The following is a 15,273-nucleotide window of genomic DNA, read 5'->3' as shown; positions in this document are numbered from 1 at the left end:
GGCCGTCATGAGAGCCCCCCGGAACACCCGGATGGTCGCCCCCGGCGTGGGCGCCGCACGCGCCGGAAACGCTCCGGAGGTCGTGTTCTCCCGTGCCCATCCCAGGAACATCATCCGGCCCCGGACGGACACGATCACCCCTCGCCCGGTCCAGCGACACCTGACCGGCTCGCCTCCCAGGAGGGCCGTCATGGCCGTCCAGCAGAGTGGCGCACACCCCGTGGGAGCTCTCCGGGCTGAGAGGAACGCCAGCAGCCCGGCTCTCCGGCCCCGTGGCGCGTGGCCGAGGAACGCCGCTCGCCCCAGGACGGACACCGTGGCCATCCGGCTCGAAGGTGGCCCCAAAGGTGGCATCGTCATCCTCTGTCTCGTTCGTCGGCGGCTTCCAGGCGAGGTGTCCGGCGGCGCCGGGTGGGTGGGCGGCGTGATCGTTCCGATCGCCGGAGACCGGCCGGACGGGGCGGGGAGGCCGTGTGCTCGGCGGGGCAGGACGGCAGGTGTCGGCGAACCAGCGGACGAGCTCCGGATCAGGACGGCCACGGTGGATCCGCCTGACAGCGGCCTCGGCGCCGACGGTGGCGACGAGACGGCCGACCACGGGGTCGCCGGGCTCCGCCACCCGCATCAGCGTGACCCGTGCGAGACGGTCGTTCATCGTGCCTCCCCAAGCCACAGGCCGAGCGCCGCGTTGGTCTCGGTGACCTCGGGCGCGTTCTTTCCCGCGAGATCGGCGAGCGTCCAGGCCACCCTGAGCGTTCGATCGAGCCCCCGGGCGCTCAGCTCTCCGCTGTCGAGACAGCGGAGCAGCGGGGCCATCGCCTTCGAAGCCGGACGGTAGCCGGTGTGCAGAGCCTGGGCCGACACCTCCGCGTTGCACCGCCACGGTGTGCCCGCGAACCGTTTCGCGGCCCGTTCGCGGGCGGCCAGGACCCGCTCGGCCACCACCCGGCTCGGCTCGATGAACCGGCGGTCGGCGAGAAGTTCACGGCGGCTGGAACGATGCAGTGTGATCTTGATGTCGACGCGGTCGAGCAGCGGGCCGGAGAGCCTGGAAAGGTAACGTCTGCGGGCCATCGGGGTGCAGCGACACGGGTCGGCGGGCCCCGAGGGACGCGCGCACGGACACTGGTTGGCCGCGAGAATCAGGATGAACCGCGCGGGAAACGTCACCGAGCCCATCGCCCTGGACACCGTCACCGTGCCGGATTCAAGCGGCTGCCTGAGGGAGTCGAGAACGGTCGCCGGGTATTCGGGGGCCTCGTCGAGGAAGAGGACCCCTCGGTGGGCGAGGGAGACCGCGCCCGGCCGGATCGCCCCGCTGCCTCCGCCGATGACGGCCGCCACGGTCGCGGTGTGGTGGGGCGCGACGAACGGCGGCCGGACCAGCAGGGGGCGATCCTCGGGCAGCGCCCCGGCGACGGAGTGGATGGCGGTCACCTCCAGGGCCTGCTCGCGCTCCAGATGGGGAAGCAGGGTGGGCAGGCGCTCGGCGAGCATCGTCTTGCCGGTGCCCGGCGGCCCCAGCATCCAGAGGTTGTGCCCACCCGCGGCGCAGACCTCAAGCGCGCGGCGGGCGAAGGGCTGACCGGCCACGTCGCCCATGTCGGGGGTGCCCGCTCTTCGCTCGGTGGTGGAGGAGGCCCACGGCCGTACGGACTCGCCGGTCTCGTCCGGGGCGGGGTCGGGGGTCGCGGGCACGGTGGTCTGGTCGTCGTCGCGCAACCAGTCGACCAGCCGGCTCAGGGTGGAGACGGGGACCACCGTCACGCCGGGCACGAGCGCGGCCTCGGCGGCGTTGCGGGACGGGACGACGACGGTGCGGGCACCGGCCGCGGCGGCGGCCAGCACGGCGGGCAGCACCCCTCGCAGGGGTCTCAGCGAGCCGTCCAGGCCGAGCTCACCCAGGAAGAACGGGTCGGCGACCCGCGCCACGGGCACGACTCCGGCCGCGGCCAGCAACGCGACGGCGATGGCGAGGTCGAACATGCTGCCTCGTTTGGGGAGACTGGCGGGGAACAGGCTGATGGTGATGCGGGCGTCCGGCCAGGTGTGGCGGCTGTTGACCACGGCGGAGCGGACCCGGTCGCGGGCCTCGCTGAGCGCGGTGTCCAGCATGCCGATGAGATGCGTGCCCGCGACGCCGCTGCCCACGTCGGCCTCCACGTCGACGGGATGACCGGTCACTCCGAGCAGGGCGACGCACCGGGTGCGCGCGACGGTCACTTCTCACACTCCCTGTGATGGTCTGAGGGACATTCAGCACATCCCTCGTTCGTGACGGATGGTGAAGGCTCCGGCGAACCGTTCGAGGGCGACGACGTCGACACGGATCGCGTCGAACCGTTCGGACGGGGCGCACCGCTCGTTCCGCCATTTGGCGATGAGCCTGCGCAGGCGGGCGACCTTCTCCTCGGTCACCGCCTCGAAGGCCGTGCCGTGGGTGCGCCCCGAACGGGTCTTCACCTCGACCGCGACGAGCGTGTGGTCCTCGCGGGCGACCACGTCGATCTCTCCGTCGGAACATCGCCAGTTGCGGTCGAGAACCCGCATGCCACGGGTCAGCAGGTAGGCGACGGCGAGTTGCTCGCCGTGCCTGCCGAGATCGTCCTTCGCGGCCATGGAAACCACCTCCGGTCCCAGACCTTCGCGCAGCTCGCCCCGCCCGCGAGGGACCGAATCCGGTTCTGTGGAAAACGGCACGCGGACCGGCCGGCCTGTGGAAAACCCATACGGGAGACGACCTCGGGTGGTGTCCAGAGCCAGAACCCGCCGAAGGCCCGCGGATGGAAAGGCGAAGTGCGAGGCTTCGTCGCATGTGTGAGGAGAGAGAAGAGGTCGTCGAGGACCTCGTGCGAAGGCTGGGCGCCGAGGTAGGGGTCGAGCTGCCGCCTTTGCGGGTCACCGGCGCGGAGCCGGTGCTGCCGTCCGTCTTCCACGTCGACACGGCGGCCGCGGTCTCCGTCGGGGCCGCGACCGCCGCGGCGGCCGGTCTCGGGGGAGGAGCGGGGGCGGAGGTGGACGTCCGCGAGGCGGCGGTCGCCTTCCTGGACGAGCGCCACTTCATGATCGACGGAGCTCGTCCCGCCGGGTGGGCGGCGCTTTCCGGCGACTACCGGACCGTTGACGGGTGGGTCCGGCTGCACTGCAACTTCGACCACCACAGGGACGCGGCCCTGGCCGCCCTCGGGTTGCCCACCGGCGCGGACGGTGAGGCCGTCGCCAGGGCGTGCGCGGGCCGTACCGCCTTCGAGGTCGAGGAGGTGGTCACGGCCGAGGGGGGATGCGCGGCCATGATGCGCAGCCGCGCCGGGTGGCGGGCCCATCCGCAGAGGGCGGCGGTCGCGCGCTCGCCGCTCGTCGGCCTGACCAGGATCGGCGACGGGCCGGTACGGGCACCGGGCGGGAGGAGGGACAGGCCGCTGGACGGGGTGCGGGTGCTGGACCTGACACGGGTGATCGCCGGGCCGGTGGCCACCCGCACGCTCGCCGCCCACGGGGCGCGGGTGCTCAGGGTGGGGGCCGGGCACCTGCCGGAGGTGCCGGGGCTGGTGGTCGGCACCGCTTTCGGCAAGCGCTCCTGCCACCTCGACCTGAGGACCGCGCGGGGGGCGGCGGCGTTGCGTGACCTGGTCGCCGGGGCGGAGGTGTTCGTGCAGTCCTACCGGCCGGGCGCGCTGGAGACGCTGGGCTTCGGTCCGGAGGAACTGGCCGGGATCAGGCCGGGCATCGTGTGCGTCGATCTCTCCGCCTACGGCGCGCACGGTCCGTGGGCGGGCAGGCGGGGTTTCGACAGTCTGGTCCAGATGGTGTGCGGCATCGCCCACGAGGGCGGCGGCGGGGCCGGGCCGCGCCCGCTTCCCGCCCAGGCGCTCGACCACGCCACGGGCTATCTGGCGGCCTTCGGCGCGATGGCCGCCCTGACGCGCCGTTCGCGGGAGGGAGGTTCCTGGCGGGTCGAGGTGTCGCTGGCCAGGACCGCGTTGTGGCTCGACTCGCTCGGCCGCGCCGAGGCGGAGAACGTCACAGGGAAGGGGCCGCGGGTCGCCGACCTGCTGAGCGAGATGGACAGCCCGTTCGGGAGGCTCACCTACGTCAGGGCGCCGGGGAGCGTCGACGGCGCCCGGCCGTACTGGACGAGCCCGCCACCGGGACAGGGGGAGCACCCGCCCGCCTGGTGGTGAGCGGCCCGATCCGGAACCTCCGGCGGCGACCCCGGATGACAACGCCGGATGAGGGGATGGTCCAGGGACGAGTGCATCCTGCGCGGGGGGAGGGATGGCGTGGAGACACGGGCGAGGCTGCGCCGTACGCTCTCGGTCCGGGACCTGATCGTCTACGGACTGCTGTTCATCGGGCCGCTGGCCCCGGTCGGCGTGTTCGGGGTGCTCGACGCGAGGAGCGCGGGGGCGGTCGGGCTCGTCTACGTCATCGCCACGGTGGCCATGGCCTTCACCGCTCTGTCGTACGCCGAGATGTCACGGGTCGTGCCGCGGGCCGGATCGGTGTTCGCCTACGCCTCGGCGGGCCTCGGCCCGGCGGCCGGGTTCCTCGCGGGCTGGTTGATCATGCTCGACTACCTGCTCATCCCCAGCGTGGCCTACCTGTTCTCCGGGATCGCGCTGCACGCGCTCTTTCCCGCAGTCCCCGCCTGGGCCTTCACCGCGCTGGCCTTCGCCGTGACCACCGCGCTCAACGTCTCGGGAGTACGGCTGGCCGCCCGGGTCGGCCTGGTCGTGCTGCTGGCCGAGATCGTGGTGCTGGCGATCTTCGTGGTGACGGCCGTGGCCGTGCTGGTCGCCGAGGGACCGGTCAGGCCGTGGGCGTCGCCGTTCACCGGAGTCGGCGGGACCACGACCACCCTGGTGATCGGGGCCGTCTCGGTCGCGGTGCTGTCCTTCCTGGGGTTCGACGCCATCGCCTCGTTCGCGGAGGAGACGACCGGTGACTCGCGCCAGGTCGGCAGGGCGGTGCTGCTCTGCCTGGGGGTCGCGGGGACGCTGTTCGTGCTGCAGACCTTCCTGGCCGGCCTGCTGGCCCCGATGAGCCCGGCGGAGCTGGCCGCGGACCCCGCCACGCAGGGCACGGCCTTCTACGACGTGGTCGAGCGGTCGGTCGCCCCCTGGCTGGCGGGCCTGATGAAGGTGGCCAAGGCGGTCGGTCCCGCGTTCGCCGCGATGACCGCGGTGGCCGCGGCCGGGCGGCTGCTGTACGGCATGGCCAGGGACGGCGGCCTGCCCCGGGCGCTCTCGACGGTCGATGCGGGCTCCGGGACGCCACGGGCGGCGCTGCTCAGCGCGGGGGCGGTGACGCTGGTCGTCTCGGTCTGGGCGGCGAGCAGGCCGGACGGTCTTGACGTGCTGGTCTCGGTCGTGGACATCGGAGCGTTGGCGGCGTTCACGATGCTGCACGGCTCGGTGATCGGATACTTCAGGGTTCGCCGGGGGAGCCGTGACCTGTGGCGGCACCTGGTCGTGCCGGTCGCGGGCGGCCTCGTCGCGATCTGGATCATCATCCTGGCCGCTCCGCTCGCCAAGGTCGCCGGGCTCGTCTGGCTGGTCACCGGGGTCATCGTGTTCGCGGTGCGGAGGAACGGCCGAGGGGGGAGAGCCAGATCCACGGGATCGTGAGCGCGACCCCGGCCGCGCCGATCCACAGGACGGGGCGCAGCCCGAGCACTTGACCGAGCAGGCCGCCCGCGATGCCGCCGAGGGCCAGCACGCCCTGGACGGCGAAGGTGTTGGTCGCGTTGACCCGGCCCCGCAGGCTGGCGGGGGTCTCCCGCAGGACCACGGCGCCGAAGCAGACGGAGAAGGCGATGACGGCCGCGCCGCTGACCAGCCCGCCGGCGGCCAGGGCCAGGAAGGCGGCCCACGTCGGCCCCGAGGCGGTCGCCGTGATCACGTAGTCGAGCGGGAAGACGATGACGGCGTACGCGATCACCTGGTGCTCGCCGTACTTCGCGGTCAGGCGCGGGATGAGGGCCGTGGCCGCCAGGCCGCCGACACCGAAGCTGGCGGTGAGCAGGCCGATCAGCCCCGCGGGCAGGTGAAGCTCGGCGAGCGCGTAGATCACGAACACCGCCGTGTAGGCGGCCCCGAAGAAGTTGATGACGACCCCGCAGCCGCAGAGCGTTCTGAGCACGGGGTTGCCGGTGACCGTTCGCAGACCCTCGTTGATCTCGGCCCACAGACCGCGCGGGGGAGCCGGAGTGTGATCCTCGGGGGTCCTGATCGACCGGACGAGGAACGCCGAGGCCAGGAAGGAGAACGCGTCGGCGACGATCGCGAACGGCGCGGTGAACAACTGGACGAGTAGTCCGGCGAGGCCGGGGCCGCAGACGGAGGCGAGGGAGAAGACCGAGTGCAGGCCCGCGAGCGCCTCGGTCCGCTGCCTCTCGTCGACCACCACGGCCAGGTGGGGGAAGTTCGCCGCGCGGAAGAGCGTGGTGCCGGTGCCGACGACGAACGCCGCAGCGATCAGCCACGGCACCGTCAGCAGCCCGGCGAACCAGGCGAGAGGGATCGTGGCCATGGCCATCGCGGAGGCCGCCTCGCAGGCGACCATGACCGGCCTGTGCCTCCTGAGCCGGTCGGCGAGGGCCCCCGCCTGCAGCCCGAACATCAGGGAGGGCAGCGAGGAGGCGGCGGTGAGCAGGCCCATCTGGATCGGGGAGGCGCCGAGCAGGGCGGCGGCGGTCAGCGGCACGGCCAGCTTGGAGATCTCGGTGCCGATCTCGGAGACGGCGCGGGAGGACAGCAGCAACCGGTAGTCGCGTTGGGCGCGCAGCGGAACGGTCTGGAGCACGGAGGACCACCTTCGGGGAGCAGGTGTGAAGGGAATGCTTCACAACTATGAAGGTAGTACTTCATAATTGTGAAGGCAATCCTTCACATCGAAGGGTGGGTACGGTTTGCACATGACCCAGGAACGTGAGCCGCTCACCGATCCCGTGGCGATGCGCGCCCTCGCCCACCCCGCGCGGCTGGCGATCCTGAACCGGCTCCAGGTCGAGGGGCCCGCCACCGCGACCGAGGTCGCCGAGGTCGTCGGGATCACCCCGAGCGCGGCCAGCTACCACCTGCGCATGCTCGCCAAGTACGGCTTCGCCGAGGACGCGCCGCCCAGGGGCGACGGCAGGGAACGGCTCTGGCGCAGCTCCTCCAAGAGGATGTCCGTCACCCGGAAGCCGGAGGACGGTCCCGAGGTGCGAACGGCCAAGGACCTGCTGATCAAGGTCATGCGCGACCAGGCCGCCGAGGAGGCCGCCCGCGCGCTGGCGGCACTGGACCGGGAGCCCAGGCACTGGCTTGAGGCGACGGCGTTCTCCCGCACGATCCTGCTGGTCGACTCGGAGGAGCTGGGGGATCTCAACCGGCGGATCGACGAGCTGCTCGCCCCCTACCGGCTCACCGCGCGCAGCCGGGACGAGGCCCCCGCGGACGCCAGGGTCGCCGAGGCACAGGTCAACCTCTTCCCCAGGGCCGTACGGCGGCCGCACGGCCTTCCCCGCGACGCGTGAGGGGCCGCCGACGCGCCGAGGTCAGCGGGATGCCCGGCTGAGGGTACAATTTTCGATGGCCTGTGTCTCACGGGCCGACTTCGCATGCCCCATCAGGAACCACATCCATCGGTCCGGGTGAGAACCCGGCTGGAGGCGGTTCGGAGCATCAGGGCGACGGTCGCGGACCGTCGCGTCAACCGAGAACAGCGCCCAGAGATGGGTGCTCCGACCTGGAGGACAATCACATGTCCACCCCCGTCGTCACCATGCGGCAGCTGCTTGAGAGCGGCGTCCACTTCGGTCACCAGACCCGTCGCTGGAACCCGAAGATGAAGCGCTTCATCTTCACCGAGCGCAACGGCATCTACATCATCGACCTGCAGAAGTCGCTGTCCTACATCGACAGGGCCTACGACTTCGTCAAGGAGACCGTCGCGCACGGCGGCACGATCATGTTCATCGGCACGAAGAAGCAGGCGCAGGAGGCCATCGCCGAGCAGGCCGCCCGCGTCGGCATGCCGTACGTCAACCAGCGCTGGCTGGGTGGCATGCTCACCAACTTCTCCACCGTGCACAAGAGGCTCCAGCGTCTGAAGGAGCTTGAGGAGCTCGACTTCGACAACGTCGCGGGCTCGGGGCTCACCAAGAAGGAGCTCCTCATGCGCCGCCGTGAGAAGGAGAAGCTGGAGCGCACCCTCGGCGGTATCCGTGACATGTCCCGCGTGCCCAGCGCGGTGTGGGTCGTGGACACCAAGAAGGAGCACATCGGGATCAGCGAGGCCCGCAAGCTCAACATCCCGGTCGTCGCGATCCTCGACACCAACTGCGACCCGGACGAGGTCGACTACCCGATCCCGGGTAACGACGACGCCATCCGCGCCGTCGGTCTGCTGACCCGCGTCGTCGCCGACGCCGTCGCCGCCGGCCTCATGGCCCGCGCGGGCGCCAACCGCGGTGACGACAAGCCGGCCGTCGCCGGTGGCGCCGAGCCGCTGGCCGAGTGGGAGCAGGAGCTGCTCGCGGGCGCCGAGGCCACCGCCGCGACCGAGGCCGCCCCGGCCGCTGAGGTCACCGAGACCGCCGAGGCCACCGAGGCTGAGGCCGAGGCCGCCGCCGAGGACGCCGACAAGCAGGCCTAGGCCCACCTCGTACGGCCCGGCCGTACGACCCGCAAGGCTCTTTCACGGGTGGGTGCGCCAGCGCGGGGCACCCACCCGATCCACGACGATTCCCACGAGGAAGAAGACAATGGCTTCCGTGAACATGGCCGACGTCAAGCGGCTTCGTGAGCTGACCGCCGCCGGCATGATGGACTGCAAGAAGGCTCTTGAGGAGTCCGAGGGCGACTTCGACCGCGCCGTCGAGCTCCTGCGTCTCAAGGGCGCCAAGGACGTCGGCAAGCGCGAGGCCCGCACCGCCTCCAACGGCCTGATCGCCCTCAAGCAGGACGGCGACTCCTCCGCCGCGCTGCTCGAGCTCAACTGCGAGACCGACTTCGTCGCCAAGGGCGAGCGCTTCCAGGAGCTCGCGGCCCAGGTCGTCGAGCACATCCTGGCCACCAAGCCGGCCGACGTGCCCGCCCTGCTCGACTCCGAGCTCGGTGGCAAGTCCGTCAAGGAGCAGCTGGACGAGGCCAACGCCGCGCTCGGCGAGAAGATCGAGATCCGTAGGTTCGCGGTCCTTGAGGGCGGCTTCATCGGCGCCTACATGCACAAGACCGACCCGCAGCTGCCCCCGGCGGTCGGCGTGCTGGTCCAGCTCGACACGGCCAACGCCGAGGTCGCCAAGGACATCGCGCAGCACGCCGCCGCGATGGCTCCGAAGTACCTCGACTCCGCCGCGGTCCCCGCGGACGTCATCGAGAAGGAGCGCGCGCTCTTCGAGGAGATGACCCGCGAGGAGGGCAAGCCCGAGGCCGCCATCGGCAAGATCGTCGACGGCCGCATCAACGGCTGGTACAAGGACTTCACCCTGCTTGAGCAGGCTTTCGTCAAGGACAACAAGAAGTCCGTCGGCAAGTTCGCCACCGAGAACGGCGTTCAGGTCCAGGCCTTCGTCCGCTACAAGGTGGGCCAGGCTTAGGCTTGACCCAGCTTCTCTCACCAGAGCGTTAGAACAACGAGGAGGCCGCCGCCGTGCAGGAGAAATCAGACCCCGCTACGTCGGCGGTTTCGTCGTACGCGGGCCCGCTTCGCTGGAAACGCGTCATGTTGAAGCTCTCCGGTGAGGCGTTCGCCGGGGGCGAGCCGCTGGGCATCGACCCCCGCGTCGTCGGGCAGCTGGCCGACTCGATCGCCGAGGCGGTCCGCGAGGGCGTCCAGGTCTCGGTCGTGGTCGGCGGCGGCAACATGTTCCGCGGTGCGGCGATGTCCGAGCGCGGCATGGACCGGGCCAGGGCCGACTACATGGGCATGCTCGGCACGGTCATCAACTGCCTGGCCCTCCAGGACTTCCTGGAGAAGCGCGGCATCGACACCCGCGTTCAGACGGCGATCACCATGCAGCAGGTCGCCGAGCCCTTCCTGCCCCGTCGCGCCATCCGCCACCTGGAGAAGGGGCGCGTGGTGATCTTCGGGGCCGGGCTCGGCTCGCCGTTCTTCTCGACCGACACCTGCGCCGCCCAGCGCGCGCTTGAGGTCGGCGCCCAGGCACTGCTCAAGGGAACCCAGGTGGACGGCGTCTACGACGCCGACCCCAGGAAGAACCCCGACGCCGTCAGGTTCGACCACCTCGAATATGGTGAGGTGCTGACCCGCGGTCTCGGTGTCATGGACGCCACCGCCATCAGCCTCTGCATGGACAACGGCCTGCCCATCGTGGTCTTCGACCTCATGGGCGAGGGCAACATCCTGCGGGCCGTACGCGGTGAGAAGATCGGCACGCTGGTGAGCCCGGCAGGGAAATAGGGAACGAGCCTGACGGAGCGAGCGGAGCGGTGGGCGACGTAGGAGTCTCCCGTGAAGTGAGTGAGTCGGGTGAGTGACCTGGAGGTAGGGAACGAGCCTGACGGAGCGAGCGGAGCGGTGGGCGACGTAGGAGTCTCCCGTGAAGTGAGTGAGTCGGGTCGGTGACCCGGAAGACGGGGAGCGAGCCTGACCGCGGTGAGCGGAGCGGAAGGCGGCACCGGCCATATGGAGGGACCCCTCCGGATGGTACGGCGTTCCGCGAAGCGGGTGTGGAATGGTGAGTGACCGAGAAGGCAGGAGCCGCTGTGATTGACGAAACTCTCTTCGAAGCCGAAGAAAAGATGGAGAAGGCCGTGGCCGTGGCGAAGGACGACTTCGCCGGCATCCGCACGGGCCGGGTCACCCCGTCGATGTTCAACAAGATCAGCGCTGAGTACTACGGCGCCCTCACGCCCATTCAGCAGCTGGCCTCGTTCCACGTCCCCGAGGCCCGTATGGTCGTGATCCAGCCCTTCGACAAGGGCTCGATGGCGGCGATCGAGAAGGCGATCCGCAACTCCGACCTCGGCGTCAACCCGGGCAACGACGGTCAGGTCATCCGGGTGGCCTTCCCCGAGCTCTCCGAGGAGCGCCGCAAGGAGTACATCAAGGTCGCCCGCACCAAGGCGGAGCAGTCCCGGGTGTCCGTCCGCAACATCCGCCGTCACGCCAAGGAGACCCTCGACAAGATGGTCAAGGACGGCGACGCGGGCGAGGACGAGGTGCGTCGCGCCGAGAAGGAGCTCGACGACCTCACCCAGAGGCACGTCGCCAAGATCGACGAGCTGCTCAAGCACAAGGAAGCCGAGCTGCTCGAAGTCTGAGCCTGTGATCCTTGTCCCGCCCGGCCTTCCGCGCGGGACAAGGATTTTTCGCATGAGAGTAGGGCCTCGTGGAACCTGCGACGGGCGGTAGCCGTACCGGCCGGAATCTCCCCGTCGCGATCGCGGTGGGTGCCGGTCTGGGAGCGGTCATCATCGCCTCCCTCTATTTCGTCGAGTGGCTCTTCCTCGCCGTGGTGATCGCGGCGGTGGGCATCGGCGTGACGGAGCTCGTCAAGTCGTTCGCGGCCAGGGACATCAACGTCCCGGTGGTCCCGGTTCTGGCCGGGATGGCCATCATGGTCTGCGGCGCCTACTGGGGCGGCAGGGACGGGCCCGCGTGGCTCGTCGGCGCCTTCGCGATGACCGTGCTCGTGCTGATGATCTGGCGGATGTTCCAGGGCACGGAGGGCTACGTCCGCGACATCTCCGCGACCCTGCTGGTGACCGTCTACCCGTCGTTGCTGGCCGGGTTCGTCGGGCTTCTGCTCGCCGATGACCAGGGGCCGGACCGGGTGGTCGTCTTCGTCGCGACCACGGCCGCCAGCGACATCGGCGGCTACTTCGCGGGCATCCTGTTCGGCAGGCACAAGATGTCGCCGCGGATCAGCCCGAAGAAGACCTGGGAGGGGCTGGCAGGCTCCGCACTGGCCTGCATGGCCGTCGGCGGCTGGCTGGTCGCGTGGCTGCTCGGCGACGCCGTGTGGAAGGGCGTGCTGATCGGCGCGGTCGCGGTCGCCTTCGCCACGCTGGGAGACCTCGTCGAGTCGGTGATCAAGCGGGACCTCGGCGTCAAGGACATGGGCAGCGTCCTGCCCGGTCACGGTGGCCTGATGGACCGCCTCGACTCGCTGCTGGCCGCGTTGATCCCGATCTGGGCGCTGCTGACGCTGCTGGTGTGAGCCTCAGGTCCCGGTGATCCGGGCGGAGGAGAGGCGGGGCAGGAGCGCCCGGTGGCCCTCCTCGCCGACCAGGTCGAGCTCCTCGGCGGTGATCGGGACCAGCCACAGCCACTCGACGTCGTCCCCGCCGAAGGCGAAACCCGACAGGTCGGGCAGGCCGGGCAGGCCGCTCAGCATGATGACGCCCCCATAGGGGGAGCCGAGCGGAAACGTCTCGGGGCGGTGGTACCACCTGGCGGTGTGGCCGTGTCCCAGCCAGGTGACCGAGTGCCAGGGGTACTGGGCAAGCCACAGGAAGAGCCTGGCGGCCTCACGCGGGTCGCCGGGGGTGGCGACGGCGAGTTCGATCCTGGTGCGGGCCTGGGGCCGTTCGACGTACTGCTCGACGGTCGGCATCGGCTGGCAGCTCATTCCGACCGTGGACAGGACGGTGTACTCGCGTTGACCCTCGGGGGGCCGTTCCGTGATGCCGACCGTCGGCAGCCGGTCGCCTCCGGCGTCCCAGAACCTGCCCGCCGTGCCCACCGTCCTGTCCAGGTGGCCCATCACGAACTGCTGGAAGGTCGCCCAGGCTCCCTCACCCGTCCGCCAGTCCCAGTAGGCGCGGGCCCTGGCCAGCCTGGGGGCCAGCCCCTCCAGGGCCTCCTCAAGCGACCAGGCGAACGGGAACTCTCCGACGGCGTCGAAGGAGTAGCCCGGCATGCCGCGGCTCATGTCGGCCCAGCCAGGAATGACCGCCAGCAACTCGTCGTTCTCGTACAGGGCGACGCCGTCGCCCTCCTCGAACCACAGCGCCCGCAACCTGCCCAGCGGTGCCCTGCCGTCGGGGTGCCCGGTGTTCGCCCTGGGCGCCACGGGGGGAAGCCCGGATTCGGGACGGGACGGGTCGAAGGCCTCGGGGGCGCGGCCGTGGTTGGCCAGCCACACCGCTCCGTGAACCGTGCCGTGAGGCCCGCGCAGGTAAGCTACCGAGGAGGTCTCGTCGCGTTCGACCACCAGGGTGCGGCTCCCGTAGGGATTGACGTCGGTGAACACGACCTCGACGTCGTCTCCCCGCTCGCCCGTGGAGCGGATTGTCGCCATACCTCCGGACTCTAGATCAGGGGCGAGCACCGCTTCCGAAGTATTCGCGTAACCGTCGAGAGAAGGCTTTGCACCGTGTCCACTGCCAGCCAGAGCCAGAGCCGGACTCCCGCCCCCGGCCAGCTCACCTTCGTGGCGCCCCGCAGGGCGAAGCCCGCCCGTCACCTGGCCGATCTGACCATGGCCGAGCGCAAGGCCGCGGTCACGGAGCTCGGTGAGAAGGCGTTCCGCGCGGACCAGCTCTCCCGGCACTACTTCGAGAAGCTCAACGGCGACCCGGCCCTCATGACGGACCTGCCCGCCGCGGCCAGGGAGAAGCTCGCCACCGCGCTGTTCCCGAAGCTGCTGACCTCGGTCAGGGAGCTGACGACCGACAGGGGCACGACCCGTAAGACGCTGTGGCGGCTGTTCGACGGCGCGCTGGTCGAGTCCGTCCTGATGCGCTACCCGGACCGGACGACCATCTGTGTCTCCTCTCAGGCGGGCTGCGGGATGAACTGCCCGTTCTGCGCGACGGGCCAGGCGGGCCTGACCCGCAACATGTCCACCGCCGAGATCGTCGAGCAGGTGGTCGCGGGAGCCAGGGCTCTCGCCTCCGGCGAGGTCCCAGGAGGGCCGGGCCGGATCAGCAACGTCGTCTTCATGGGCATGGGCGAGCCGCTGGCCAACTACAAGGCCGTGATCGGGGCCGTGCGCAGGCTGGTCGAGCCCGCCCCCTCGGGGCTGGGCATCTCGGCGCGCGGGGTCACGGTCTCGACCGTCGGCCTGGTCCCGGCGATCGGCAAGCTCGCCGAGGAGGGGCTGCCGGTGACGCTGGCGCTGTCGCTGCACGCCCCGGACGACGAACTGCGCGACACCCTGGTGCCGATCAACACCCGCTGGAAGGTGGCCGAGGTCCTCGACGCCGCCTGGAAGTACGCGGCCAGGACCAAGCGCCGGGTCTCGATCGAGTACGCCCTGATCAAGGACATCAACGACCAGAAGTGGCGGGCCGACCTGCTCGGCAAGCTGGTCAGGAACAAGCTCGTGCACGTCAACCTGATCCCGCTCAACCCCACCCCGGGCTCGAAGTGGACCGCCTCCCGCCCGGAGGACGAGCAGGCCTTCGTCCGCCGCCTGGAGTTCCACGGCGTCCCGGTGACGGTCCGCGACACCAGGGGCCGCGAGATCGACGGTGCCTGCGGCCAGCTCGCCGCCGCCGAGTAGCCCCCGAACAGTCCAGGCAACCCCCCAGGCCCTACGGCCGGCCCCCCGGCCGCCGCCCGCCGTACCGGCCCGTCCCCGCACCCGGCGCCCCCCCGCCGCACCCGGTCCTCGCCGTCACGCCTTGACACGGGCCAAGGGCGGCGTCCGTCAGGGGCGGGAGCGGCGCAGTCTGAGGTAGGCCAGCACGCCCGCCGCGGACCACAGGAGTGTCGCGGTGGCTATCGGGAGCAGGACCTCGTCGAGCCTGCCCGAGTTGGTCGCCCGCATCCACGGCATGATCGGCACCAGGAAGGACCCGATCGGGGTGAGGCTGAGCAGCAGCATGGCCGTGTAGCCGCCGAACAGGGCCACCAGGGAGGTGGCGGGGGAGGGCAGGATCGGGGCGCTGGCGAGCGCGCCGAGCGCTGTGCCGACGCACACCCCGAGCAGGTGGAGCCCGACGCCGCGCGCCAGGTCGCCCGGCGCGGGCAGGACGCCGAAGCGGATGATCAGGGGGGCCACGATCGCGACCGCCGCCAGGCCGAGGTTGACGGCGAAGGCGGCGACCAGGCCGGAGGTGACCTCCCGGCCGGGGTTTCCCGCCGCCGTCATCGAGATCAGCCGCTGGGTCGGCGGTTCGGTGTCGAGCAGGCTCCTGGCGGCCCAGGCGAAGACGACGATGAGCAGCGCGGCCGAGTCGCTGTAGCCCTCAAGGGCGGGTCCCGGCGACGAGTAGAAGATCGCCAGCATCGCGAACAGGGCGATCACCGGCTGGAGCAGGCGGTGCGACCGGGTGTAGGCGGCCAGCTTGAAACGGACGAGGGGGATCATCTGGC

At 70.9% G+C, this 15,273-nt stretch carries 14 protein-coding genes; 9 read left to right on the top strand and 5 right to left on the bottom strand.

Annotation, left to right across the window (positions count from 1 at the left end):
* Window positions 1-651: 651 nt before the first annotated feature.
* Together ABZ463_RS17045 and ABZ463_RS17040 are read right to left on the bottom strand one after the other, a co-directional pair.
* On the bottom strand, window positions 652-2,223 hold the full coding sequence (locus ABZ463_RS17045) for a YifB family Mg chelatase-like AAA ATPase (protein WP_352009522.1): 1,572 nt from the start codon (window positions 2,221-2,223) through the stop codon (window positions 652-654).
* Between the two features lie 33 nt (window positions 2,224-2,256).
* Complete coding sequence (locus ABZ463_RS17040) at window positions 2,257-2,619, bottom strand: YraN family protein (RefSeq protein ID WP_352009521.1); 363 nt, start codon at window positions 2,617-2,619, stop codon at window positions 2,257-2,259.
* 194 nt (window positions 2,620-2,813) lie between these two features.
* On the opposite strand from ABZ463_RS17040, the gene ABZ463_RS17035 reads away from it, so the two are divergent.
* Window positions 2,814-4,181, top strand: a complete 1,368-nt coding sequence (locus ABZ463_RS17035) for a CoA transferase (RefSeq protein ID WP_362776925.1) — start codon at window positions 2,814-2,816, stop codon at window positions 4,179-4,181.
* 99 nt (window positions 4,182-4,280) lie between these two features.
* Window positions 4,281-5,627: an APC family permease gene (locus tag ABZ463_RS17030; RefSeq protein WP_362776923.1), complete on the top strand. Its 1,347-nt coding sequence runs from the start codon at window positions 4,281-4,283 to the stop codon at window positions 5,625-5,627.
* On the opposite strand, the gene ABZ463_RS17025 is transcribed toward ABZ463_RS17030, so the two are convergent.
* Window positions 5,566-6,804, bottom strand: coding sequence for an MFS transporter (locus ABZ463_RS17025; RefSeq protein ID WP_362776920.1), 1,239 nt, complete (start codon window positions 6,802-6,804; stop codon window positions 5,566-5,568). The two genes, ABZ463_RS17030 and ABZ463_RS17025, sit on opposite strands and share 62 nt — an antisense overlap.
* Window positions 6,805-6,916: 112 nt before the next feature.
* On the opposite strand from ABZ463_RS17025, the gene ABZ463_RS17020 reads away from it, so the two are divergent.
* The 6 genes from ABZ463_RS17020 (at window position 6,917) to ABZ463_RS16995 (ending at window position 12,169) form a co-directional block, all read left to right on the top strand.
* Window positions 6,917-7,519, top strand: a complete 603-nt coding sequence (locus ABZ463_RS17020) for a winged helix-turn-helix domain-containing protein (RefSeq protein ID WP_352009517.1) — start codon at window positions 6,917-6,919, stop codon at window positions 7,517-7,519.
* A gap of 227 nt (window positions 7,520-7,746) precedes the next feature.
* Window positions 7,747-8,640: a 30S ribosomal protein S2 gene (rpsB, locus tag ABZ463_RS17015; protein WP_362776917.1), complete on the top strand. Its 894-nt coding sequence runs from the start codon at window positions 7,747-7,749 to the stop codon at window positions 8,638-8,640.
* Between the two features lie 109 nt (window positions 8,641-8,749).
* Window positions 8,750-9,583, top strand: a complete 834-nt coding sequence (gene tsf / locus ABZ463_RS17010) for a translation elongation factor Ts (RefSeq protein WP_352009515.1) — start codon at window positions 8,750-8,752, stop codon at window positions 9,581-9,583.
* A gap of 53 nt (window positions 9,584-9,636) precedes the next feature.
* Window positions 9,637-10,407: a UMP kinase gene (gene pyrH / locus ABZ463_RS17005; RefSeq protein WP_352009514.1), complete on the top strand. Its 771-nt coding sequence runs from the start codon at window positions 9,637-9,639 to the stop codon at window positions 10,405-10,407.
* 305 nt (window positions 10,408-10,712) lie between these two features.
* Window positions 10,713-11,270, top strand: a complete 558-nt coding sequence (gene frr / locus ABZ463_RS17000; protein WP_352009513.1) for a ribosome recycling factor — start codon at window positions 10,713-10,715, stop codon at window positions 11,268-11,270.
* 68 nt (window positions 11,271-11,338) lie between these two features.
* A complete protein-coding gene (locus ABZ463_RS16995) occupies window positions 11,339-12,169 on the top strand; it encodes a phosphatidate cytidylyltransferase (protein WP_352009512.1) in 831 nt (276 codons plus the stop codon).
* Between the two features lie 3 nt (window positions 12,170-12,172).
* Here ABZ463_RS16995 and ABZ463_RS16990 read toward each other — a convergent pair whose 3' ends face one another.
* On the bottom strand, window positions 12,173-13,252 hold the full coding sequence (locus ABZ463_RS16990) for a suppressor of fused domain protein (protein ID WP_352009511.1): 1,080 nt from the start codon (window positions 13,250-13,252) through the stop codon (window positions 12,173-12,175).
* 75 nt (window positions 13,253-13,327) lie between these two features.
* Between ABZ463_RS16990 and rlmN the strand changes: the two genes are divergently transcribed.
* A complete protein-coding gene (gene rlmN, locus ABZ463_RS16985; RefSeq protein WP_362776912.1) occupies window positions 13,328-14,458 on the top strand; it encodes a 23S rRNA (adenine(2503)-C(2))-methyltransferase RlmN in 1,131 nt (376 codons plus the stop codon).
* Window positions 14,459-14,605: 147 nt separating this feature from the next.
* Here rlmN and ABZ463_RS16980 read toward each other — a convergent pair whose 3' ends face one another.
* A complete protein-coding gene (locus ABZ463_RS16980) occupies window positions 14,606-15,268 on the bottom strand; it encodes a hypothetical protein (RefSeq protein WP_352009509.1) in 663 nt (220 codons plus the stop codon).
* Window positions 15,269-15,273 lie beyond the last annotated feature (5 nt).

Source organism: Streptosporangium sp. NPDC020145 (assembly GCF_040631275.1).
GTDB lineage: Bacteria > Actinomycetota > Actinomycetes > Streptosporangiales > Streptosporangiaceae > Streptosporangium.
The sequence above is the reverse complement of the archived record's forward strand: the minus strand, read 5'-3'. Positions and strand labels throughout refer to the sequence as shown.